This window comes from Enterobacter hormaechei subsp. xiangfangensis, from assembly GCF_001729785.1.
GTDB lineage: Bacteria > Pseudomonadota > Gammaproteobacteria > Enterobacterales > Enterobacteriaceae > Enterobacter > Enterobacter hormaechei_C.
This window is the reverse complement of the sequence record NZ_CP017183.1, coordinates 1,068,474-1,090,766: the sequence shown is the minus strand read 5'-3', so window position 1 is coordinate 1,090,766 and position 22,293 is coordinate 1,068,474. Positions and strand designations below refer to the sequence as shown.

The following is a 22,293-nucleotide window of genomic DNA, read 5'->3' as shown; positions in this document are numbered from 1 at the left end:
CATTAATCTGGAGATCTTCTTAACATCATGGAAATAAAGATGAATACATTCAATGAGTTTGGTCAACCTGTAGGGGAAAGCCTTATCGACTGGCAGCCTCGGCCGCCCCCGTCCCGGGTGGTACTTCAGGGTCGCTATTGTCGGCTTGAGCCGCTGCGCATGGAGCATGCCCACGCGTTGTTCTCTGCGTATTCCGTGGCCGGAGATACCCGAAGCTGGACGTGGCTGCTGCGTGAGCCCGATGCCACCGCAGAGGAGTTTGCCGAATGGGTGGCGAGCGTAAGCGAATTAGCCGATCCCATCCACTTTACCGTTATCGATAACCAGACCCAGTCTCCTGTCGGGACGCTGTCCCTGATGCGGATCGATCCTAAAAACGGCGTCGTGGAAGTGGGACATGTTCACTTCTCGTCACTGTTAAGCCGCACGCCCATGTCGACAGAAGCGCAGTATCTGCTGATGCGGTACGTGTTCGATACCCTGGGCTACCGGCGTTATGAATGGAAGTGCAATAGCCTGAACGAACCCTCCCGCAAAGCGGCCCTGCGTCTTGGCTTTCAGTTTGAAGGGCGTTTTCGCCAGGCGCTGGTCATTAAAGGCCGAAACCGGGACACCGACTGGTTTTCAATTCTCGACAAAGAGTGGCCAGCGCTGGCGAGCGCCTTTGAAAGCTGGCTTGCCACCGACAATTTTACTGCCGATGGCAAACAGAAAAGATCCCTGGAAAGCTGGCGAGAAACGCGCGTCTAGCGCCTTTTTTTACGCCCCTGCACCGCCTTAAAGCGCGGGTTAGATTTGCAAATCACGTATAAGCGTCCCTTGCGTTTGACTATCTGGCAATCCGGGTGACGCTGTTTTGCACTGCGCAATGAGTTAAGCACCTGCATGATTAGCCTCGCTTCGCATCAAGAAAGCCGCCAAAACGCTTGCGGAAGCGTGCCGCGCTGCCATCTGTCGAGAAGGTCTTCTGCTTCCCGGTGTAAAACGGATGTGATTTAGAGGAGACATCAAGAGTAACGTAAGGATACGTTTTCCCCTCAAGCTCAATTTCACGATCTGTCTTAATCGTTGAGCCAACTTTAAAATATTCATTAGCCGTGGTGTCGTGAAACACAACGGTGCGATAGGTTGGATGGATATTCGGTTTCATCTCTGGCCTTCATGTATTGTTATAACATAACAAAATACTATCTGAGCTTTGCTGCAAAAACAACCCCTGTGACGCGCAGCCTGTTTTTGAAAGGTTTATTCAGATACCTGCCTGAGACGGTTGCATGCTATAACTATATCATTTACCGATAAAAACTTTTTCCTCTGGCGCGCAAACTCCAGGCCCGGGGCGGGCATATGGGAAGGATAAAACAGCATGCGAACCCGACATCTGGTCAGCCTGGTGACAGGCGTACTGATCTTCTCTGTGCTGGTCCCTGTGTGCCTCAGTATCTGGCTGGCGCATCGTCAGGCTGAGGAGAAATTTGTGGACGCGCTGGACAGCTATGCCTCGCGTGTCCTGATCCGTACCGACAGAGTCGTTGCGCAGGCAAAACAGGCGCTCACGCACCTACAGACATTCCACGCCCCGCCCTGCACTCCCCCGCATTTACGCGAAATGCGCCGGGTCGCGTTCTCATGGCGCTATATCCAGGAAGTGATGTATATCGATAACCTGAAACCGCTCTGCTCATCGCTTGAACAATCCAGTGATACGGCGATCTTACCGCCCCCAATGCGGATCACCGAAGATGGTTATAGCGCGTGGCTCACCTCGCAAAACGACCTCGGCATTCAGCGTTATATGGCCGTTCTGGGGAAAGGACATTATCTGGTAATGGTCGATCCGGCGTCGCTTGTGGATGTTGTTCCGTTTGGTGAAATCTCAATGGATGCCGCCCTGGTGGGCAGCTCAACCCATCATATATTTGCCAGAAGCAATGTTCTCGACCCGTATATTCTCTCTGTCGTTAAGGAGCAGCAGGACGTTACGCGCGTGCAATACAACGGCTCAATGTACGTGATGAAACCTGTACCCGAACTGGGGTTTACGGTGATCGCTTGGGTGTCGTTAAAACCGCTGGCGGCTTCCTGGCACCAGCAACTGATCATCTGGCTACCGGCTGGCATACTGCTAAGCCTGGTTGCTGCCCTTATTGTCATGCGCATTCTCCGCCGTTTGCTGTCCCCGCGTCACCGCCTGATCGACGCGATCAACAACCGGGAGATCGAGGTTCACTACCAGCCCATCGTGGCGCTGTGTAGTGGAAAACTGGTGGGTGCTGAAGCGCTGATGCGCTGGCCGCAGCCAGATGGCAGTAACCTGTCGCCTAATCTCTTTGTTCCGCTGGCTGAGCAGACAGGGCTTATTTCAACGCTGACGCGGCTAGTGGTAAATGAGGTATTTGAGGATCTAGGCGCCTGGCTACACCATCACCCGGAACTGCATATTTCTGTCAACCTTGCGCCATCGGATTTAACGTCCCCCGAGCTGCCTCGCCAGCTGAGTCAGTTGCTCAACAAATGGGGCGTCCACCCGCGCCAGATCGCCCTTGAATTAACCGAGCGCGGGTTTGCCGATCCTGCCGTCAGCGTACCTGCTATCGCTGCATTTCGCCGCGCCGGGCACGCTATCTACATTGATGATTTTGGCACGGGTTACTCCAGCCTGAGCTATTTGCAGGATCTGGATGTCGATACTCTGAAGATTGATAAATCCTTTGTGGATGCGCTGGAGTACAAGCACGTGACTCCCCACATCATCGAAATGGCCAAATCGCTTAAACTGGCGATGGTCGCAGAAGGCATTGAAACTGAAGGGCAGATCGAATGGTTGCATCGCCACGGCGTGCAGTACGGCCAGGGCTGGTATTTCAGCAAGGCGCTGCCTAAAGAGGATTTCATTCTCTGGGCCGCGCACAACCTCAGGAAATAAACCGATTGTGCGGTGTTACGTGCGGCCACGGCAGTGGCCGCACGTTTCGGCTCAGCCGTTCTGCTGCCAGCTAAACGTGTAGCGCAGCCGGCGGTTTTGCAGAATGAAGGCCGGGGCTACGCTCGGGCTCCATGAGTCGTCCCCCCCTACGCCCATGTGAAACGCATCAAGATTCAACCAGCAGCCAGCCTCTTCCCGCAGCAAGTGCTGATGCGTTGTCTCATGCAGCTGCCGCTGGCTATAACGGCTCAGGGAGAAATGGAACTGTCCCTGCAACTGATGGGAGCCAAACGTCAGCTCGCGGGTGTCGCAGCGCAAACCGTTCTCCGTCGGGAAGATATACGGCGTCTGCATCTCTTCCAGCGGTAACGCCCAGCGCCCCTGCTGCGCCGCCAGTTTTCTGTCCGGATAGTTTTCCAGCGGGCCTAGTCCCAGCCAGCGCACCGTTTCCGGGATATCCGCCAGCATAACGCTCAGGCCCACGCGAGCGGGCTCAGGAATGTCAGACGCCACCGTCACCTGCACATCACCGTGCAGCACCCCGTGGTCATCAATCCGCCAGACCTTGCAGCTTATAAACAGCGCTTTACCCTGATGCTCCCAGACGTGCTGCGTGGTCACCACCACCTCACGGTTATGCTGCTCCGCTTCACACTGGAGGAGGCGCGCGGACATCTCATACATCCCTGCCGCTTTCCAGCGTTCCACCCACGCGTTCGGATCGATGCGGGTCGCCTCGCTGACGCCAATGTCATTGTCCAGCGGCGCGCGGGTGAAGTTATCCGTTAGCGGAGAACGGAGCGTTTCAGCGCCCTCGTTCCACCACTGGGTCAAGTTTCCGGTGAGACGGCTAAACTGCCAGCGCTGCTGCTGATGAGTAATGTCCAGCGCCTCGTCCTGCACCGTTAGCTGCGGAGGGGTTCCGCCTGCTTTCGGTGGCGCAAGGTACAGCGGCGCCGGGAGCGGCCACTGATCCCAGGCACAACGGTGGCCGGGCGGCGACCACGGCGTGGCCTGCGGCTGAACGATCTCCACGTTGAGCCAGACCTCGCCCGGCTCAGCGACAAGTTCAGGCAACGGGATCTCAACGTGCTGCGTCCCCTCGGGCGCAACAGAGAGGGGTGTTTCGCCGGAAGCCAGTACCGCACCGTCACGCGCCACCGACCATCGCAGATACTCGTTGTCAGTATGACGGAACAGATAATCGCTCTGGATCTCGACGACCAGCGGAGCGGTGCTCACCAGCGTAAAGGTAAAGAACTGCTGGGCACGCTGCGCCTCGTAAAGGGCAGGATGCGGAGTGCGATCGGGAAACACCAGCCCGTTGAGGCAGAACTGACGGTCGTTGGGCTTATCGCCAAAATCGCCGCCGTAGGCCCAGAATACCGTGCCGTCTTCCGCTTTTTTCGTCAGCGCCTGATCGACCCAGTCCCAGACAAAGCCGCCCTGCAACCGGGGATGGCTGCGGAATGCCTGCCAGTAGCTGGCAAAGCCGCCAAAGCTGTTGCCCATCGCGTGGGCATACTCGCACAGGATCAGCGGACGGGTTTCGTCCGGCATACCAATCCACTTTTTAATCGACCACTTTGGCACCGCCGGGAACGGCTGATCCTGATCGACGCGAGCATACATCGGGCAGACAATATCGGTAGCGGCCGTACTGGCGCCGCCGCCTTCGTACTGCACCGGCCGCGTGGGATCGGTGGTTTTCAGCCAGCGGTACAGCGCATCGTGATTCGCCCCATGCCCGGACTCATTCCCCAGGGACCAGATGATGATGGACGGATGATTCCGGTCCCGCTGCACCATACGCGTTACGCGTTCGCTCATGGCAGGCAGCCAGCGCGGATCGTCCGCCAGGCGGCTCATTGGCACCATGCCATGGGTTTCAATATTCGCCTCATCAACCACGTACAGGCCGTAGCGATCGCAAAGCGTGTACCACAGAGGATGGTTCGGATAATGCGAGCAGCGCACGGCGTTGAAGTTATGCTGCTTCATCAGTTCGATGTCGCGGCGCATGGTCGCCTCATCCATCACCTGCCCCTTCTCAGGATGATGTTCGTGACGGTTCACGCCGCGGATCAGCAGCGGTTTGCCGTTAAGCTTCAGCTGGCCGTTGCTGATTTCGACGCGTCTGAAACCGACATCGCAGGCTTCAGTCTCCAGCACGTTACCCTGCGCATCCCGAAGCGATATTGTCAGCCGATAGCATTCCGGTGTTTCAGCGCTCCATAGCGCAGGAGCGTTCACGGGTATCGCCACCCTAAGCCGTTCTGCCCAACTGCCGCGTTCGTCCACGATGGCCGATCCGGGCTGCTGCGTGGTTTGCGCGCAGGCTTCGCCGTTACGCCACAGGGTAAACGCCACCTCGCATTCGGCGTAGCGTGTGCCTTCCAGCGCAACGTCAACCCGGAGTATCGCCCGATCGCATTCGGCATTCAGATCGGTCACGATCTGATAATCGGCAATTCGCGTTTCCGGCTTGTGCAGCAGCGAGACGTCACGGAAAATGCCACTCATCCGCCACATGTCCTGATCTTCCAGATAGCTTCCGTCGCACCAGCGTAACACCATCACCGCCAGGCGGTTCTGCCCCGGTCGCAGCACCGCGCTGAGATCGAACTCCGCAGGCAGACGGCTGTCCTGCGAATAGCCCATCCACTGGCCGTTACACCACAGATGAAAAGCTGAATTCACCCCGTCAAAAATAATGCGGGTTTGCCCGCTGCACATCCAGGCGTTATCCATCTCAAATGTGAGCGAGTAACAACCGGTTGGGTTTTCAACCGGAACATAGGGCGGGTTCACATTTATCGGATAGGTGACGTTGGTATAGATGGGAGTATCAAATCCCTGCATCTGCCAGTTCGACGGTACGGGCATCTCAACGGCATCAGCCAGATCGTCCGTTATCCATGCCTCCGGAACCTGCTCTGGCGCCGGGAAAAAGCTGAATCGCCAGATGCCGTTAAGCAGACGCTTGCTCCGCGAAGGCTTATCCTCGCGGGCGAAGGTTTCATCGCGCCAGCTATGAAAAGGCGCGTGTGCGGCCAGACGATTCCACTGCGTCACACCCGGGTTTTCCCAGTCACGACGCGCCAGAAGTGCGCTGAGAGTCAGCAGCAATGTAGAAGACATATCAACCTCTTTGCGAAGCGCTCACAATTTTAGCCAACATGCCCTGGTAAACGGTAGCGGTAAAGACTTTGATCGTCACCAGGCGAGCACGATCACAAAAGTGCTAGCTGCGCGCCAGTTTCTCCGCCAGCAGCGCCAGCGTTCTGAGCTGTTGCGCAAGATCTTCACGATCGGCCTGCTGTGCGGCGCGCGGCGCGGTGGAATGACGCACGCTCAACGTAACGGGAAGTTGTTCCTGCCAGCATTCGTCGTGATGGGCAGGTGCCATCAGCCACTCCACGCTGCGCTCACCGGCCTCGCGGAACGCCTGCCGAACGGTGGTGAGCGGAGGTGAAAACCACGCGCTGTCAGCCGTATCATCAAACCCGACAACCGAGATTTGCCCCGGTACCGCAACGCCTTTTTCCGCACAGGCGCGTAAAACGCCAAGCGCCATCTGATCGTTAGCGACGAGGATCGCCTCCGGCAGCTGCGCGCCCGCCAGGAGCTGATGCCCTTTCTCATAGCCCGAAGCCGCGCTCCAGTCGCCCTGCGCCACCGCAAACGCCTCCACGCCGGCCTGAGCGAGCGTGGTTTTCCATCCCGCCAGACGAGCCCGGGCAGAGACAGAACTTTCCGGCCCGGCGAGCAGCGCAATTCGCTGGTGCCCCAGCGAAAGCAGATGCTCTGCCCCCAGGGCAGCGCCCTGTTCGGCATTGAAAACGAGACTGTTAACCCGAGCTGTGGGGGACACATCGAGAAAAAGAACCGGGGTCGGCGAGGCCATTTCCTGAAGCATTTCTGCCAGGGCATCTTCCAGCGGAACGTTCACCAGCAGCGCCTCTACGCGCTGCGCCAGTAATTCCTGCAAAGCAGCCTGACACTGCGCGGGTTGCTCCACCATGGAGATGAGTACGCTAGCCCCCTGCTCCACTGCCCGGGATTTTACAGCTGAGGCGATTTGCGACGGCGCATGTAGCGCCAGATCGCTGGTCATCAGCCCCAGCGTACGGGTGCGTTTCCCGGCCAGCTGCTGCGCGCCACGGTTGGGCACATAGTGTAGCGCCGCCATTGCCTGCCGGACCTTTTCCCGCGTACGGGCAGAAACGTGTTCCGCGTCGTTAATCACCCGGGAAACGGTCTGATAAGAAACGCCTGCCACGCGGGCAACGTCATAAAGAGTGATCGCTTTCATACATTCTGGCGTCGTGAAAAGAGAAGTCTCTATTCTGACACAGTTACGCCATCATAGCCTGTGAGCGCTTCGCAAAATTAAACAATCCGCTCCGGCTGTGCAGCTTTCTGAATGCGCGGTCTCTGGCGAAACCACGGCAAACAGAGCTGGATCAGCGGGCCGATGGTTAATGCATACAGCACGGTTCCAACGCCAAACGCTCCCCCGAGGAGGTAGCCGACGATCAACACAGTCACCTCGATCGCGGTACGCACGCTGCGGATCGACCAGCCCAGCCGGGCGTGTATGCCGGTCATCAGGCCGTCGCGCGGACCTGCGCCAAAACCCGCGCCGATATACATCCCGGTGGCAAGGGCGTTAACCACAATGCCGGAAACCAGCAGGGTGATGCGCACGGGCAGCGAGGTGAGCTCAGGGATCAGCGCCATTGACGCATCTGCCGCCAGACCAATACAAATCACATTACTGATAGTGCCCAGCCCCGGCAGCTGACGCAGCGGGATCCACAGCAGCAGCACCGCTGCCCCGGTTAAAATAATCACCGTGCCGATGCTCATCCCTGTCTGGATGGCGACGCCAAGGTGAAAGACATCCCAAGGGTCGACACCCAGATCCGAACGAATAAACATCGCGGTTGAAAGCCCGTACAGGCCTAAACCGACATAAAGTTGTACCAGACGACGTACCATTTTCTCTTCTCCGAAGAACCAGGTTCCATCTTCGGTGAAAATGGCACTATGATTAATGTCCAGTTTTCAAATAGTGGACTGCACATGTCATCACGTCGTTTTGGAAGCCAGTCTCTGGTACGCCTGTTAGGGCACTGGCAGCAAGCCTCTTCCCGTACCCCGCTGTGGCGCCAGCTGGCTGACGCGTTACGCCTGTTGATTCTGGATGGCAGGCTGGCGCTAAACACGCGCCTGCCCGGAGAGCGGGAGCTGGCCACCGCACTGAGCGTAAGCCGCACCACCATCAGCAGCGCGCTGGCGCATCTGCGGGAAGAAGGTTATCTGGAGAGCCGTCACGGCAGCGGTTCGCGGGCGATCCTGCCAGACAGCCGCGCCGTGCCCACGCTTTCCACAGCCAGTGCGGCGCTGGATCTCTCAACCGCCGCGCTCAACGCGGGGCCAGAGATCCACCAGGCCTACGCCCACGCGCTGACGGCCATCACGCCGAATCTGGCGCTGACCGGGTACGATCAGCTTGGGCTTCCGGCGCTGCGTGAAGCTATCGCCGCCCGCTACACCGCACGCGGTCTGCCCACCCGGGCAGACGAAGTGATGGTGGTGAACGGCGCCGTCAGCGGCTTTGCCCTGATCTTAAGAATGATGACCGGTCCCGGGGATCGCGTGGTGGTGGATCATCCCACTTACCCGCTGGCAATAGCCGCCATTCAGGGAGCGCTATGCCGGCCCGTGGGCGTCTCGCTGCCTGAAACGGGTTGGGATACCGACGGTTTTGCCGCAACGCTCGCCCAGACCGCCCCGCGTCTGGCCTATCTGATGCCGGATTTTCATAATCCGACCGGGCGTTGCATGGATGCCGCGACGCGCCAGACCATAACCGACATCGCCGCGCAAACCCGCACCACGCTGGTGGTGGATGAAACCATGGTCGATCTCTGGTTCGATGCTCCCCCGCCGCCGCCGCTGGCCGCCTTTAACCCGGAGGCCGCGGTGATGACGCTGGGTTCCGCAGGCAAAAGTTTCTGGGGTGGGCTGCGTCTCGGCTGGATCCGCGCCTCGTCCCGCACTATCGCCACGCTCGCGCAGACGCGCGACACGCTGGATCTGGGTTCTCCGGTGCTGGAACAACTGGCCACGCTGTGGCTTATCGAAAACAGTGAAACCTTCCTGCCTGCCCGGCGGGAAATGCTGGCAGAACGTCGCGACCGCTGCGGCCAGATGCTGCGGGAACATTTCCCCGAATGGCGGTTTCAGGAAGCGGAGGGAGGGCTCTCATACTGGATTGAATTACCCGGCATGCTGGCGACGCAGCTGGCGGCACGCGCCGAGACGACAGGCATCATTATGGGCACCGGCACGCGCTTTGGGCTTTCAGGCGCGTTTGACCGCTATCTGCGAATGCCCTTCTCACTCAGTCCGCCGGAACTTGAAGAGGCATTATTGCGGATCAAACCGCTGTGGCGTGCGTTAAATAAAAGTGTAGCGCCAGTAAAACGGAGCCTGGTGTAAATTATTCGCCAGAAACAATAAAAACTGCTGACTGTAACGCATGCAGTCAGCAGTTTTCATGAAGAACAGCTTAATGTTGAGGAGGAATCGGGAAGCCTTTCAGCGAAATAATGAAATTATCCCCTTCTTTCTTTATTTTTGCACCGGTATCACACCAGTCAGACGCAATTCGAAAGAACTCATCACTTCCTACATTCCAGCCAAGACGAACATGTTTCACGTAGCCGGAACGTAACAGATTGCAGGCCTCGTTGTAGTCACTGGCAGTCGATAGTTGTTGTTTCATTTTCTCTTCTTCAGAAGTTTACGTAGTGCTTTGATTTCTTTGGGAGTAAATGGAGTTACGCTCTCTTCTTCCGTATGCTGATTATCAACATCCTCTTCCGATACTCCCGCCTCTTCTACTGCTTCAAATGCCAGCAGCAGCAGTTTCTCTGTGGTCACGCTTAAATTCTCATTATTGTCTTCCGCATAGTGGCGAAGTCTTTCTTTTAGCGCTTCATCAATTTTAACGTTTAAAACCGCAGTAACCATGATTGTCACATCCTTTCGGAACACGTGTTTAATTTAATACACGAAGATAAGTTTGTTATCCAGATATATATTTTTTAGCTTATGACAGAATAAAGGCATCCGAAAATAAAATGACAGTCTATTATTACAGGTTTATGACATTATTATTTCAGTTAAATGAAGGCTGTATTACAGAAAATACAATAGTCACATAATTTAGAAGGTTTATTCAGGGGAACAACTGAGAGGATCACAAATGGGTGGGGGCCCTGCCAGCTACATCCCGGCACCCACGTCGTCTGCCCTGGCTGCTTCCTTCCGGACCTGACCTGGTGAACAGAGTAGCGTTGCGGGAGAACCAACAGAGCCCCCATTGAGAGCGTTGATAACCAACGCGCTGGCGCATTATCCCTGTGGAGCACCTCAATTGCAAGCCGCTGACAACCGGATGCTGGATTATTGCGCAAACTGCCCCGACAATCTTCTTTATCTTCGTATAACATTACCCTTCGCTGATTTCCCGCAGGAGAAACAATGGACGAACATGACACTTTCCCACAGCGAGTGTGGCAAATCGTGGCTTCGATTCCGGAAGGCTGTGTCACGACCTATGGGGAAGTCGCCCGGCTGGCGGGTTCTCCGCGCGCGGCGCGTCAGGTTGGAGGCGTGCTGAGAAGGCTACCGGAGGGAAGCACGTTACCGTGGCACCGGGTCGTCAATCGCCATGGCGCCATTTCCCTCACCGGGCCAGACTTGCAGCGCCAGCGTCAGGCATTACTCTCAGAAGGGGTGCAGGTGTCCGGGGCAGGACAGATTGATATGCAGAAGTATCGCTGGGAGTACTGACGCCCTCTCCCGTCAACATGGAGAGGGCGAAGGAAAATTACATCTGTGTTGGGGGTGTAGGCAGAGTCGGCTGATTGGTTTGCGTTGCAACAGGCACTTCAGTTTGCTGCACCGGTACCAGGGTCAGGTCGATTTTGGTGCCGCCTTTGTTGACCGCTTCCTGTACGGTATCGGTGATAAAGACCAGCTTATCGTTGATCGTTACCGCCGCGCTCAGGAGGATACGCGCGTTAGGCTGGACGTCAGACGGGTTGTACGGCAGCACGAAGCTGAACGGCGCCTGTTTACCCTCTGTACGAACTGCACGCTGAGCAAGGACTTTAGACGGTGCATCCGCCAGAGACGCATCGGATAACGTGACCGTTAAAACCGCGTCCGGCGGCAGAGCGACTTTCTGTTTGATCCAGATGGTACCGGACACGTTAGGCTGTCGAATAGCTTGCTGTGAAAGGGTGTTAATCCCGTTTGGGGTCGCCGTTGGTACCGCTACATCGGCACTCTTATCCGCACAGGCGGACAACGCCACCGCCATTGCAACACCGCTTAACATAGGCACGAGTTTCATTGAAGTCTCCTTATCATCAATGCACCGGCGGGATCGATCCCATCCGATGTCGTTTTATTCACATAACGTAAACAAGTGTGGCACAAATCACGGATTTATGCCTAATTTTGCCCAGGTATTAAGATTATTCTACCCATCGGACCACTATCGTTTCTGCGTTATACTCAGCGTATCTTTCGCCACGGCGTTTATTGAGGACCACTATGAGTCAGGCACTGAACAATCTGCTGACATTGCTGAACCTGGAAAAAATAGAAGAAGGGCTTTTTCGCGGACAGAGCGAAGATTTAGGCTTACGCCAGGTTTTTGGCGGCCAGGTCGTGGGGCAAGCGCTGTATGCCGCCAAGGAGACCGTCCCGGCAGACCGTCTGGTGCATTCATTCCACAGCTACTTTTTACGCCCCGGTGACAGCGCTAAACCGATTGTGTACGACGTGGAAGTTCTGCGTGACGGCCAAAGCTTCAGCGCCCGTCGCGTGGCGGCCATCCAGCATGGGAAACCCATTTTCTACATGACCGCCTCCTTCCAGGCGCCAGAGCCGGGCTATGAGCATCAAAAACAGATGCCGTCTGCCCCGTCGCCGGACGATCTGAAATCGGAAACCGAAATAGCCCGCGCACTCGCGCATCTGCTGCCGCCGCAGGTAAAAGAGAAGTTTCTGTGCGATAAACCGCTGGAGATCCGCCCGGTCGAATTTCATAACCCAATGAAGGGGCATACCGCTGAGCCCACCCGCCAGGTGTGGATCCGCGCCAACGGCAGCGTACCGGCAGACTTGCGCGTGCATCAGTATCTGCTGGGTTATGCGTCGGATTTCAACTTCCTGCCGGTTGCGCTACAGCCGCACGGTGTGGGCTTCCTCGAAAAAGGGATGCAGGTAGCCACAATTGATCATTCCATGTGGTTCCACCGTCCATTCGATATGAATGAATGGCTGCTTTACAGCGTGGAAAGTACCTCTGCGTCCAGCGCGCGCGGTTTTGTTCGCGGGGAATTTTACACCCAGGATGGCGTGCTGGTGGCTTCTACCGTGCAGGAAGGTGTGATGCGTAATCGCGGGTGATGTAAAAAGCCCGGTGGCTATGCTTACCGGGCCTGCAAATTACGCTTTTTCAGGCCGGGTAAGGCGAAGCCGCCGCCCGGCAAGGCACTCAAATTATGCGTTATAGGCATTCTCGCCGTGGCTGTTGACGTCCAGGCCTTCGCGCTCCTGCTCTTCCGGCACGCGCAGCCCAACGGTCATATCAGCCAGCTTGTAACCGATAAAGGCCACAACACCCGACCAGACAACGGTGATTGCGATACTTTCCAGCTGTACCAGCACCTGATGCCCCATGGTTACACCTTCTGCGTAACCCACACCGCCCAGAGATTGGGCAGCAAAGATACCGGTCATGATACAGCCGACAATGCCGCACACACCGTGCACGCCGAATACATCACACGGATCGTCAACGCGCAGAACACGTTTCAGTGCGGTAACGCCCCACAGCCCCGCCAGTCCTGCGACGATACCGATCAGCAGCGCACCGCCTACGCCCACGTAACCGCACGCTGGCGTAATACCTACCAGACCGGCAATCGCCCCGGAACAGGCACCCAGCAGCGATGGCTTGCCGCGAACGGCCCACTCGCCAAATACCCATGAGAGGATAGCGCCGGCGGTTGCCACAACGGTATTCACGAAGGCCAGTGCAGCGATTTCGTTAGCGGCGCTGGCTGAACCTGCGTTGAAGCCGAACCAGCCAAAGTAGAGGATGGCGGTGCCGGTAAAGACCATCGGCAGATTGTGCGGCTTGAATGCTTCCTTCCCGAAGCCCACGCGCTTGCCAATCAGGTAGGCGCCTACCAGGCCTGCTACCGCGGCGTTGATGTGCACAACGGTACCACCCGCAAAGTCCAGCGCGCCATGGGAAGCCAACAGACCACCGCCCCAGACCATATGCGCAATCGGGATATAGGAGAGCGTCAGCCAGACCACCACGAAAATCAGTACCGCAGAGAAGCGGATACGCTCAGCCAGCGCGCCCACAATCAGCCCCACGGTGATGCAGGCGAATGAGCCCTGAAACGCGACATGAATATACTGATAGAAGCTGCCCATAACCGCGGTCAGTTCGATATTTTTCAGCATCGCCCAGTTAACGTTGCCGAAGAAGGCGTTGCCCTCCCCGAAGGCCAGCGAGTAACCGTAAACCACCCACAGCACGCACACCAGCGCAAACGTGACGGCAACCTGCGTCAGCATGGAGAGTACGTTCTTGCCGCGGATCAGGCCGCCGTAAAACAGCGCGATCCCCGGAATCGTCATGAACAGCACCAGCGCGGTGCAAATCATCATAAAGGCGTTATCGGCTTTGTCTGCCACAGCAGGTGCGGCCATTGCCAGGCCCGGCAGCAGTGCCAGCGACCCCAGACCTGTTTTCATTGTTGCTTTCTTCATTTTCTCGATCCCTATCACTGTGTGCCAGGAGTTACTTACAACGCCGCTTCGTCAGATTCGCCGGTACGGATGCGAATAACGCGCTGTAGTTCGGCAACGAAAATTTTGCCGTCGCCAATTTTTCCGGTGTAGGCCGCTTTGCTGACGACATCAATCACCTCATCAAGCTGATCGTCGGCAATCGCCACATCAATTTTCACTTTTGGCAGGAAGTTAACGCTGTATTCCGCCCCGCGATAAAGCTCGGCATGACCTTTCTGACGCCCAAAGCCTTTCACTTCGGTGACAGTCAGTCCCTGAATACCCATGGAAGACAGCGCTTCACGCACGTCTTCGAGTTTGAATGGTTTGATTACCACCGTAACCAGCTTCATATATCCCCTCCAGTCAGAATTCGGTAATGGCCGCAGCTAACACGAGAGTGATATTGCAAAGGGTGTGCCAGAAGTGAAAGGTGAGGAGGAAAGCGCCGCGGCGCGCATGCGCCGGGAAAAAGTGAAAAAAAAAACGCACCATGGCAGTGCAGGGTGCGTTTCAGTTTTGCACCAACGGTTAAGTCTGTTAGCGCATTGCCTTGTTATGGTGCATCAGGCGCTGAGTGACTCTTCCTCGCGCACGCTGGCGGCCAGTTCGTCGCCTGCCAGCTGCAACTGATACATCTGCCAGTAGCGTCCTTTTGCCTCAAGCAGCGCTCTGTGCGTACCCCGTTCAACGGCCTGGCCACGGTGCAGAACCAGAATGGTATCGGCATCGACGATCGTTGACAGGCGGTGGGCGATCACCACCAGCGTAGTGTGATCCCGCACGGCAGCCAGCGCCTGCTGGATCGCCTGCTCGGTACCGGAGTCAATGCTTGCGGTCGCTTCATCCAGAATTAACACCTGCGGCGTCTCAATCAGCACGCGCGCCAGCGCCAGAAGTTGCTTTTGCCCGACGGAGAGGTTGTTGCCCTGCTCACCCAGCCGGGTATTGATCCCCTCGCTTAACCCGCGCGCCAGATCCGCCAGCTGTACCGTTTCCAGCACCTCCCATACCTGCTCAGGGGTGAAAGGACGTCCCAGCGTCACGTTGGCATAAAAGGTATCCGCCAGCACCACCGGATCCTGCTGCACCATCGCGACGCCCTTACGCAACGCGTTGTGGCTAAGCGAGGCAAGCGGCCGTCCGTCCAGACGGATCTCCCCCTGCGTCAACGGATAGTAGCCCATCAGCAAACTGGCGAGCGTGCTTTTGCCGCTGCCGGTATGCCCAACCAGGGCGACAAAACCACGCGACGGTACCTCGAGGTTGATATCCTGCAAGACAAGCTGGTCGTCGCGGTAGGCAAACGAGACATGATCAAACGCTATGGATCCACTTTCCAGCGGGCGTTCGTCATCGCCATAGGTCTGACGCGGCCTGTCCATGAGCTCGAATACACGTTCGCCCGCGACCACTGCCTGTTGCAGCATCGACTGCTGCGTGGTGAGTTCAATCAGCGGTTCGTTAAGGCGTCCGAGGTAACTGATAAACGCGTACAGTACCCCCACCTCGATGGTTCCGCGCGTCGTCAGGCCGAACAGCATCAGCAGTCCGCACAGCACCAGCGCCGAGAAGAGGCTCAGCAGCGGACGTAACAGGAAACCGTCCAGGCGTAACGTCTGCATCCGCGCCATATAATGCGAGCGGCTGGCTTCCCCCATTCGCTCACCAAAACGCGCCTGCTGGCGAAACTGCTGAATAACGCTCATGCCGTTGATCACTTCGTTGAAGCCATCATTGATATCTGCAAGGTAAGCGCGCACGCGGCGCACGATCGGCGTGCTGTAGCGCTGGTAAATCACCATCACGATCAGCACCGCCGGGAAAATGGTGATTGCCACCAGCGCCATCCGCCAGTCCAGGCTGAACATCGCCACCAGCATCGCGCCAATTAGCGCGGCACTGCGCAGAACCGTTGCAACAACGGTTACATAGAGGTCGCGGATCACCTCGGTGTCATTGGTGACGCGCGAAATAACCTGCCCGACCGGCTGGGTATCAAACTCGCTCAGCGGCTGGCGCAGCGCGGCATCCATCACGTCCGTGCGCAGCTGCTGCACCACGCCCACGGCGGCCCGGTTAAAGAGCAGTGACTGCGCGTAATGCAGCCCTGCCGCCGTCAGCTGTAGCCCGACGTACGCCACGCCCAGCCCGGCGACCAGGCCGAGAGGCAAATAGCTTTTCGCTACCATGTTATCGATGAAATAGCTGATAAGCAGCGGACCGGTCACCTCCGCAATCGCGGCGATCCACAGCAACAGCACGGCGATGGAAAGCGGTTTGCGCCACGGTGAGCCATAGGCCAGCAGCCGTTTTAACGTCGGCCACATCTGTCCAAACTTACGCATCGGCCACCTCCTCATCCAGCGCGGCTTCAAGCTGTTGATAGCGGTACATATCCCGATACCAGCCGGTCTGCCCGGCGAGCTGCTCATGCTGACCACGCTGGGCAATATGTCCGTGCTGAAGCACCAGAATTTCACTGGCTTCGGTAAGCGCCGACAGACGGTGCGCGCTGATGATGACCGTGCGCCCCTCTCCCCACTGGCGAAGGTTATGCAGAATTTGATGTTCAGTACGCCCGTCAACCGCGGACAGCGCATCATCCAGAATCAGGATCTCAGCGTCCAGCAGTAGCGCGCGGGCAATAGAGATACGCTGTTTTTGTCCGCCGGAGAGCATAACGCCCCGCTCACCCACTTCCGTGTCGTAGCCCTGCGGCAGGCGCAGAATATCCTCGTGGACGCTGGCCAGACGCGCCACGTGCTCGATCTGGTCCTGTGTCGCCGTCGGACACCCGAGCGCAATATTGTTGGCAATGGTGTCTGAAAACAAAAACGGCGTCTGGCTGACGACCGCCAGGCGGCTGCGCCAGTCATCCAGCAGCAGACGTGGCAGAGGGATGTCGTGGAAACGGATATCGCCTTCGCTCACGTCAAAATGGCGCTGAATCAGTGACAGAATGGTGCTTTTACCGGAGCCCGTCGGGCCGCAGATGCCCAGCATCTGACCAGGACGCAGCGTGAAACTGACGTTCTCAAGCACCGGATGTTCCGTTTGCGGGTAGATAAAGGCGCGGATATCAGCCTTGAGAATACCCGGACCTTCCGGTACCGGCTCGCTGCCATCGTTCACGACCGGCACTTCCGCCAGCATGGCGCGGATACGGCTGTAAGCGGCGCTCCCACGTTCAACGATATTAAACATCCAGGCCAGCGCCAGCATTGGCCAGATCATCAGCCCAAGGTACATCGCAAAGCTGGTTAACTGCCCGAGGGTCATGGTGCCTCGCACCACCATCCAGCTGCCGCCGCCCACCGCCAGCAGGTTCGCCATGCCAATCGCAATATAAATTGTCGGATCGAAACGGGCATCAATACGCGCCACGCGCATGTTTTTCGCGCCGGTATCGGCGGCGTCGGCGGCAAACAGTGCGGACTGACGGTCTTCCAGACCAAACGCTTTGATCATGCGGATGCTGGTCATGCTCTCCTGGGTGCGATCGTTCAGCGACGAGAACGCCGCCTGCGCCAGCTTAAAGCGTTCATGGAGCTGCTCGCCGTAGCGGTTAATTGCCAGCGCCATCAGCGGCATTGGCAGCAGCGCCAGCAGCGTGAGCTCCCAGCTAATTTGCGTAGACATCACAATTAATACCGCACAGCCCATCACCAGGGAATCCACCAGCGTTAACACCCCTTCACCGGCGGCAAACACCACGCGGTCTACATCGTTAGTGGCGCGGGCGATGAGATCCCCGGTACGGTGACGCAGATAAAACTCAGGGTGCTGGCGGCTCAGCTGACGGTAAAAGTCCTCGCGCAGCTCAACGGCAAGCTGATAGGACGCACCGAACAGCAGCACGCGCCAGACATAACGCAGCAGGTAAACCACCACGGCCGTCAGCACCAGCGTACCGACCCACATCATCACCCGTGCGGCGGTGTAATGTTGTTCGGTAACGCCATCCACGACGTAGCCCACCACTTTGGGGGGGATCAGTTGCAGAATGGCAATGATAATAAGCAGGGCCACTGCGCCGAGGTAGCGTTGCCACTCCCGACGAAAGTACCAGCTTAATTGGGCAAATAATCGCACGCGGTCTTTTCCTGAAGGTATTTTAAGAAGTTATTCAATGGGTAACGCTGTGGTGTATTTAATCTGTTCCATGGCGAAGCTGGAGGTGACATCGGACAAGCCCGGTACGCTATTGACCAGCCGCTTGTAAAAATCATCGTAGCGCTTCATGTCTGCCACCTGAACGCGCATCAGATAGTCGTATTCCCCCGCCATGCGCCAGAAGCCGAGCACCTCGGGCATGTCGGAAACCTGCGTGACGAAGCGGCAGTACCATTCGCTGCTGTGATGCTGCGTTTTTATCAGGACGAAGGCGGTCAGTCCAAGCCCCAGTTTTTCGGGATCCAGCAGCGCCACACGTCCCAGCAGAATGCCATCATCTTCCAGCTTTTTGAGGCGCTTCCAGCACGGTGTGGTGGTCAGATTAACGGCATCTGCCAGCGCCTGCAAAGAGAGGGTACAGTCGCTTTGCAGCAAAGAAAGCAGCTTACGGTCAATTTTATCTAACATAGCCACCTCGAAGAGAAAATTATTCTCCTTACATTCTATTTTAAAGGTCAGATAGCAACAATTTTTTCTGTGCTTTTCGCTATGCTGGGCACAAAATGACAAATGGATAACTACGATGAATAGCACCTGGGTTAAACATGCCATCAGCGAAATAAATGCCGACTATCAGCGCTCGGCAGACACCCACTTAATCCGCCTGCCTCTGCCGGGATTTCCCGGTATTCAGCTCTATCTGAAAGATGAAAGTACCCATCCTACCGGTAGCCTGAAGCATCGCCTGGCGCGTTCACTCTTTTTATACGGTTTATGTAACGGCTGGATTAAAGAAGGCACCACGATTATTGAATCGTCGTCCGGATCAACTGCCGTCTCCGAAGCCTACTTTGCCCGCCTGTTGGGTCTGCCGTTTATCGCCGTGATGCCCTCATGCACGGCGAAACGTAAAGTTGAACAGATCGAATTTTACGGCGGACGCTGCCACTTTGTGGACAGCGCCTGCGAAATCTATGCGGCCTCCGAAATGCTGGCCCGCGAGCTGAATGGTCACTATATGGACCAGTTCACCTTCGCCGAACGCGCCACCGACTGGCGCGGCAATAATAACATTGCGGACAGCATTTTCCGCCAGATGACCCATGAGCCGCATCCTGTCCCCTCTTACATTGTCATGAGCGCGGGCACGGGCGGAACCTCCGCCACCATCGGACGTTATATCCGCTGTCAGGGTTATGATACGCAGCTGATGGTGGTTGACCCGCAAAACTCGGTGTTCCTCGATTACTGGCAATCCCGCGATGCGAGCCTGCGCAGCCCCGTGGGGAGCAAGATCGAAGGGATTGGTCGCCCGCGCGTCGAACCCTCATTCATTCCGGACGTTGTGGATGAGATGCTCCGCGTGCCGGATGCCGCCAGCGTCGCGACAGCGCACTGGCTGGAGACACAGCTTGGCCGTAAAGTCGGGGCTTCTACCGGCACCAATATGTGGGGCGCGCTACAGCTGGCCGCGAGGATGCGTGAAGAAGGCCGTACCGGCTCTGTCGTCACGCTGCTGTGCGACAGCGGGGAGCGATACCTGGACACCTATTACAACGCAGAATGGGTGCAGGCCAATATTGGCGATGTTGAGCCGTGGAAAGCGCAGATTTCGCAGCTGGTGAAATAAAAAAAGCCAGGCTTTAGCCTGGCTTGCTGGAAGGGTCTCACTATTCGGGGGAATATGGGAGGTTATTTTTGTCCAGCCAATGCGTCAAAAAATGGGACACCGCTTCGTTACGACAGTGTCCGATAACCGGTAAATGCGGGAGCGCGGCGATAAGCTGCGGCATCGCGTTCCCCATAATCAGCCCACGACCTACGTTGCTCAGCATCTCGTGGTCGTTCATGGCGTCACCAAAGGCCATACAGTCCTGCATCGTCAGCCCAAGATGATCGCTCAGCACCGCCAGCGCGGATCCTTTGTTACAGCCCACCGGCAGCACTTCAAGACAGTCCACCGCCGAGAAGGTCAGGTGCGCCCGTTCGCCCAGCGCCTCGTTAAGCTGAATACGCAGACGGCAGAGATCGTCGTGATCGCCACAGAAGCAGATCTTGGTCACCTTGTGTGCCGGAATGCGGCGCAAATCGATAAGCTGATATTTAAAGCCGCTGTAAACGTGAGCGTGCAGCAAGGCCGGGATCTCACGCCCGGTAAACCAGCCTTCATCATTAAAAACATGCACGCTGGCCTGCGTATCCCAGGTGCTGTGCAGGACAATGTCCGCCACCTCCGGATTCAGATCCTGACGGTGCAGCACATCGCCGTCGACGGAGTGAATGCGCGTTCCGTTGCCGGTGATCAAGAACGCATCGAGGGCAAATGTCCCCAGCAGATGGCGCATCTCCAGCACATGACGACCAGTAGCAAACGTCAGGGTAACTTCACGCTCGCGCAGGCGCTTAAGAGTGTTCAGGGTTTTCTCCCCTAAACGGTGATCCGGCATTAACAGCGTGCCGTCCATATCAAATGCAGCGAGCCGAGCCATGATTACTCCCGAAATGTGATGCGGTTAACTTGTGCATCAGTATTACGTGGGATATACGGAAGTAATAGTGAATAGATGATAATTATTGTTCCGGGTTTTTCATGCGCCAGCTTAACCGTCTTAACCAGTATCAGCGTCTGTGGCACCCGTCTGCCGGCGCACCGCAGCAGGTGACCATCAGTGAACTTGCCAGCCGCTGCTTTTGCAGCGAGCGACATGTTCGCACCCTGCTGCGCCAGGCGCAGGAGGCGGGCTGGCTAAGCTGGCACGCCCGCTCCGGACGAGGTAAGCGTGGGGAATTACGCTTTCACGTCACCCCGGATTCGTTGCGTAATACGATGATGGAAGAGGCCCTGAAAAGTGGACAGCAGCACAACGCGCTGGAGCTGGCCCAGCTCGCGCCTGAAGATTTGCGATCGCTGCTGCATCCGTTTATGGGCGGGCAGTGGCAGAACGATACGCCGACGCTGCGTATTCCCTACTATCGCTCGCTGGAGCCGCTTCAGCCGGGGTTTCTCCCTGGCCGGGCGGAGCAGCATCTGGCGGGACAGGTATTCTCTGGTTTGACGCGTTTTAATGGTAACAGCAGTGAACCCACGGGCGATCTGGCGCATCACTGGGAAGTCTCTGCTGACGGCCTGCGCTGGCATTTCTACATTCGCTCCACCCTGCACTGGCATAACGGCGATAAAATAGAGACGGCACAGCTCCGGCAAAGCCTGACGGCGCTATTATCGCAGCCCGGCATGGGCACGCTGTTCCGCAGCGTCTTACGTATCGAAACCACGCACCCGCAGTGCCTGACGTTTATTCTCCATCAACCTGACTACTGGCTGGCGCACAGGCTGGCAACCTACTGTAGCCGTCTGGCGCATCCCGATTACCCTGTGGTAGGCAGCGGTCCCTTTCGGCTGAGCGTTTTTGAGCCTGAACTGGTGCGTCTGGAAAGCCACGAGCAGTATCATCTTGGCCATCCGTTGCTTAAGGCTATCGAGTACTGGATCACGCCCCAGCTTTTTGACTACAGTCTGGGCACCAGCTGTCGCCACCCGGTGCAAATCGCCATTGGCGAGGCCGACGAGCTGGCCAGCCTGCGGCTGGTGAGTAACAGCACCAGTCTGGGCTTCTGCTACCTCACGCTGAAACAGAGTCCACGTCTAAGCGAACTTCAGGCAAAGCGGCTGATTAATATCATTCATCTCTCAACGCTGCTGCACACGCTTCCCCTGAACGAAGGGCTCATCACTCCTACCGAGGAACTGCTTCCCGGCTGGGCGATCCCCCAGTGGCCTGATTTAACCGACGTTGCGCTGCCAGAGGCATTGACGCTGGTCTACCACCTGCCGGTTGAGCTTCACACCATGGCCAGCCAGTTAAAAGCATACCTTGCGCGGCAGGGTTGTGAACTGACCGTCATCTTTCATGACGCCAAAACGTGGGACGGGTGCCAGCAGCTTGCCGATGCAGACATCATGATGGGAGACAGACTGATTGGCGAAGCGCCGGCGTACACGCTTGAGCAGTGGCTCCGCTGCGATGTGCTCTGGCCGCATCTGCTGAGCGCACCGGCATTCGCCCATTTGCAGGCCACGCTGGATGCGGTGCAGTCGCAGGCCGACGAGCGTGACCGACACGCAGGAATTCAGGCTATATTCAGCCGGTTAATGGAGACAGCCGTCCTGACGCCGCTCTTTAACTACCAGTATCAAATCAGCGCGCCTCCGGGCGTCAACGGCATACGCCTTAACACTCGCGGCTGGTTTGACTTCACCGAAGCCTGGCTTCCTCCACCAAACGCGTGAAGAAGCTGGTCGCCGCTTTAGCCAGGCGTTAACATGACGCTTTTACTGTAACTGTCGAGAT

21 protein-coding genes and 1 other RNA gene are annotated in these 22,293 nt (G+C 57.1%); 7 read left to right on the top strand and 15 right to left on the bottom strand.

Annotated features, from left to right (window positions below; genetic code table 11):
• The first annotated feature begins 39 nt into the window (after positions 1-39).
• The gene (locus BFV63_RS05095) at positions 40-750 is read left to right on the top strand and encodes a GNAT family N-acetyltransferase (protein ID WP_048241285.1); all 711 of its coding nucleotides are present in this window, start codon (positions 40-42) and stop codon (positions 748-750) included.
• Here BFV63_RS05095 and ykgO read toward each other — a convergent pair.
• Together ykgO and BFV63_RS05085 are read right to left on the bottom strand one after the other, a co-directional pair.
• The gene (gene ykgO / locus BFV63_RS05090) at positions 747-887 is read right to left on the bottom strand and encodes a type B 50S ribosomal protein L36 (protein ID WP_003859006.1); all 141 of its coding nucleotides are present in this window, start codon (positions 885-887) and stop codon (positions 747-749) included. The two genes, BFV63_RS05095 and ykgO, sit on opposite strands and share 4 nt — an antisense overlap.
• A gap of 2 nt (positions 888-889) precedes the next feature.
• Positions 890-1,150, bottom strand: a complete 261-nt coding sequence (locus BFV63_RS05085; RefSeq protein ID WP_015571255.1) for a type B 50S ribosomal protein L31 — start codon at positions 1,148-1,150, stop codon at positions 890-892.
• Positions 1,151-1,366: 216 nt separating this feature from the next.
• Between BFV63_RS05085 and BFV63_RS05080 the strand changes: the two genes are divergently transcribed.
• Positions 1,367-2,926, top strand: coding sequence for a cyclic di-3',5'-guanosine monophosphate phosphodiesterase PdeB (locus BFV63_RS05080; RefSeq protein ID WP_047654117.1), 1,560 nt, complete (start codon positions 1,367-1,369; stop codon positions 2,924-2,926).
• 51 nt (positions 2,927-2,977) lie between these two features.
• Here BFV63_RS05080 and BFV63_RS05075 read toward each other — a convergent pair whose 3' ends face one another.
• The 3 genes from BFV63_RS05075 to yczE form a co-directional block, all read right to left on the bottom strand.
• Complete coding sequence (locus tag BFV63_RS05075) at positions 2,978-6,067, bottom strand: beta-galactosidase (protein WP_048241287.1); 3,090 nt, start codon at positions 6,065-6,067, stop codon at positions 2,978-2,980.
• A gap of 103 nt (positions 6,068-6,170) precedes the next feature.
• Positions 6,171-7,241, bottom strand: coding sequence for a LacI family DNA-binding transcriptional regulator (locus tag BFV63_RS05070; protein WP_023315532.1), 1,071 nt, complete (start codon positions 7,239-7,241; stop codon positions 6,171-6,173).
• Between the two features lie 77 nt (positions 7,242-7,318).
• On the bottom strand, positions 7,319-7,930 hold the full coding sequence (gene yczE / locus BFV63_RS05065; RefSeq protein WP_023324239.1) for a membrane protein YczE: 612 nt from the start codon (positions 7,928-7,930) through the stop codon (positions 7,319-7,321).
• A gap of 84 nt (positions 7,931-8,014) precedes the next feature.
• Between yczE and yczR the strand changes: the two genes are divergently transcribed.
• Positions 8,015-9,436 (top strand): MocR-like transcription factor YczR, encoded by a 1,422-nt coding sequence (gene yczR / locus BFV63_RS05060; protein WP_022650488.1) that lies wholly within the window; start codon positions 8,015-8,017, stop codon positions 9,434-9,436.
• 70 nt (positions 9,437-9,506) lie between these two features.
• On the opposite strand, the gene BFV63_RS05055 is transcribed toward yczR, so the two are convergent.
• The 3 genes from BFV63_RS05055 to ffs form a co-directional block, all read right to left on the bottom strand.
• On the bottom strand, positions 9,507-9,722 hold the full coding sequence (locus BFV63_RS05055; protein ID WP_015571263.1) for a hypothetical protein: 216 nt from the start codon (positions 9,720-9,722) through the stop codon (positions 9,507-9,509).
• Positions 9,719-9,970, bottom strand: coding sequence for a hypothetical protein (locus BFV63_RS05050; RefSeq protein ID WP_006809862.1), 252 nt, complete (start codon positions 9,968-9,970; stop codon positions 9,719-9,721). The genes BFV63_RS05055 and BFV63_RS05050 overlap by 4 nt, the downstream gene beginning before the upstream one ends.
• A gap of 246 nt (positions 9,971-10,216) precedes the next feature.
• Positions 10,217-10,313: signal recognition particle sRNA small type (gene ffs, locus BFV63_RS05045), an RNA gene on the bottom strand.
• 170 nt (positions 10,314-10,483) lie between these two features.
• Between ffs and BFV63_RS05040 the strand changes: the two genes are divergently transcribed.
• On the top strand, positions 10,484-10,795 hold the full coding sequence (locus BFV63_RS05040) for an MGMT family protein (RefSeq protein WP_003859016.1): 312 nt from the start codon (positions 10,484-10,486) through the stop codon (positions 10,793-10,795).
• 37 nt (positions 10,796-10,832) lie between these two features.
• On the opposite strand, the gene BFV63_RS05035 is transcribed toward BFV63_RS05040, so the two are convergent.
• Positions 10,833-11,360, bottom strand: coding sequence for a YbaY family lipoprotein (locus tag BFV63_RS05035; protein ID WP_003859018.1), 528 nt, complete (start codon positions 11,358-11,360; stop codon positions 10,833-10,835).
• A 203-nt stretch (positions 11,361-11,563) separates the two neighbouring features.
• Between BFV63_RS05035 and tesB the strand changes: the two genes are divergently transcribed.
• Positions 11,564-12,424 carry an acyl-CoA thioesterase II gene (gene tesB, locus BFV63_RS05030; protein ID WP_022647258.1) on the top strand — a complete coding sequence of 287 codons (861 nt, stop codon included), beginning with the start codon at positions 11,564-11,566 and terminating at the stop codon, positions 12,422-12,424.
• 93 nt (positions 12,425-12,517) lie between these two features.
• Here tesB and amtB read toward each other — a convergent pair whose 3' ends face one another.
• The 5 genes from amtB to BFV63_RS05005 form a co-directional block, all read right to left on the bottom strand.
• Positions 12,518-13,804 (bottom strand): ammonium transporter AmtB, encoded by a 1,287-nt coding sequence (gene amtB / locus BFV63_RS05025; RefSeq protein ID WP_022650485.1) that lies wholly within the window; start codon positions 13,802-13,804, stop codon positions 12,518-12,520.
• Positions 13,805-13,839: 35 nt separating this feature from the next.
• Positions 13,840-14,178, bottom strand: a complete 339-nt coding sequence (glnK, locus tag BFV63_RS05020) for a P-II family nitrogen regulator (protein ID WP_006809867.1) — start codon at positions 14,176-14,178, stop codon at positions 13,840-13,842.
• A 213-nt stretch (positions 14,179-14,391) separates the two neighbouring features.
• The gene (locus BFV63_RS05015) at positions 14,392-16,173 is read right to left on the bottom strand and encodes a SmdB family multidrug efflux ABC transporter permease/ATP-binding protein (protein WP_022650484.1); all 1,782 of its coding nucleotides are present in this window, start codon (positions 16,171-16,173) and stop codon (positions 14,392-14,394) included.
• Entirely contained in the window at positions 16,166-17,920 is a 1,755-nt protein-coding gene (locus tag BFV63_RS05010) for a SmdA family multidrug ABC transporter permease/ATP-binding protein (RefSeq protein WP_023315528.1), read from the bottom strand. The genes BFV63_RS05015 and BFV63_RS05010 overlap by 8 nt, the downstream gene beginning before the upstream one ends.
• Before the next feature lie 30 nt (positions 17,921-17,950).
• Entirely contained in the window at positions 17,951-18,409 is a 459-nt protein-coding gene (locus BFV63_RS05005; RefSeq protein WP_015571267.1) for an Lrp/AsnC family transcriptional regulator, read from the bottom strand.
• A gap of 115 nt (positions 18,410-18,524) precedes the next feature.
• Here BFV63_RS05005 and BFV63_RS05000 point away from each other — a divergent pair, with 115 nt between their 5' ends.
• Positions 18,525-19,571: a PLP-dependent cysteine synthase family protein gene (locus BFV63_RS05000; protein WP_003859036.1), complete on the top strand. Its 1,047-nt coding sequence runs from the start codon at positions 18,525-18,527 to the stop codon at positions 19,569-19,571.
• Positions 19,572-19,611: 40 nt separating this feature from the next.
• Here the strand turns inward: BFV63_RS05000 and cof are convergent, their stop codons facing one another.
• Positions 19,612-20,430, bottom strand: a complete 819-nt coding sequence (gene cof, locus BFV63_RS04995; protein WP_003859037.1) for an HMP-PP phosphatase — start codon at positions 20,428-20,430, stop codon at positions 19,612-19,614.
• Between the two features lie 101 nt (positions 20,431-20,531).
• On the opposite strand from cof, the gene BFV63_RS04990 reads away from it, so the two are divergent.
• On the top strand, positions 20,532-22,232 hold the full coding sequence (locus tag BFV63_RS04990) for an SgrR family transcriptional regulator (RefSeq protein ID WP_069597459.1): 1,701 nt from the start codon (positions 20,532-20,534) through the stop codon (positions 22,230-22,232).
• Positions 22,233-22,293 lie beyond the last annotated feature (61 nt).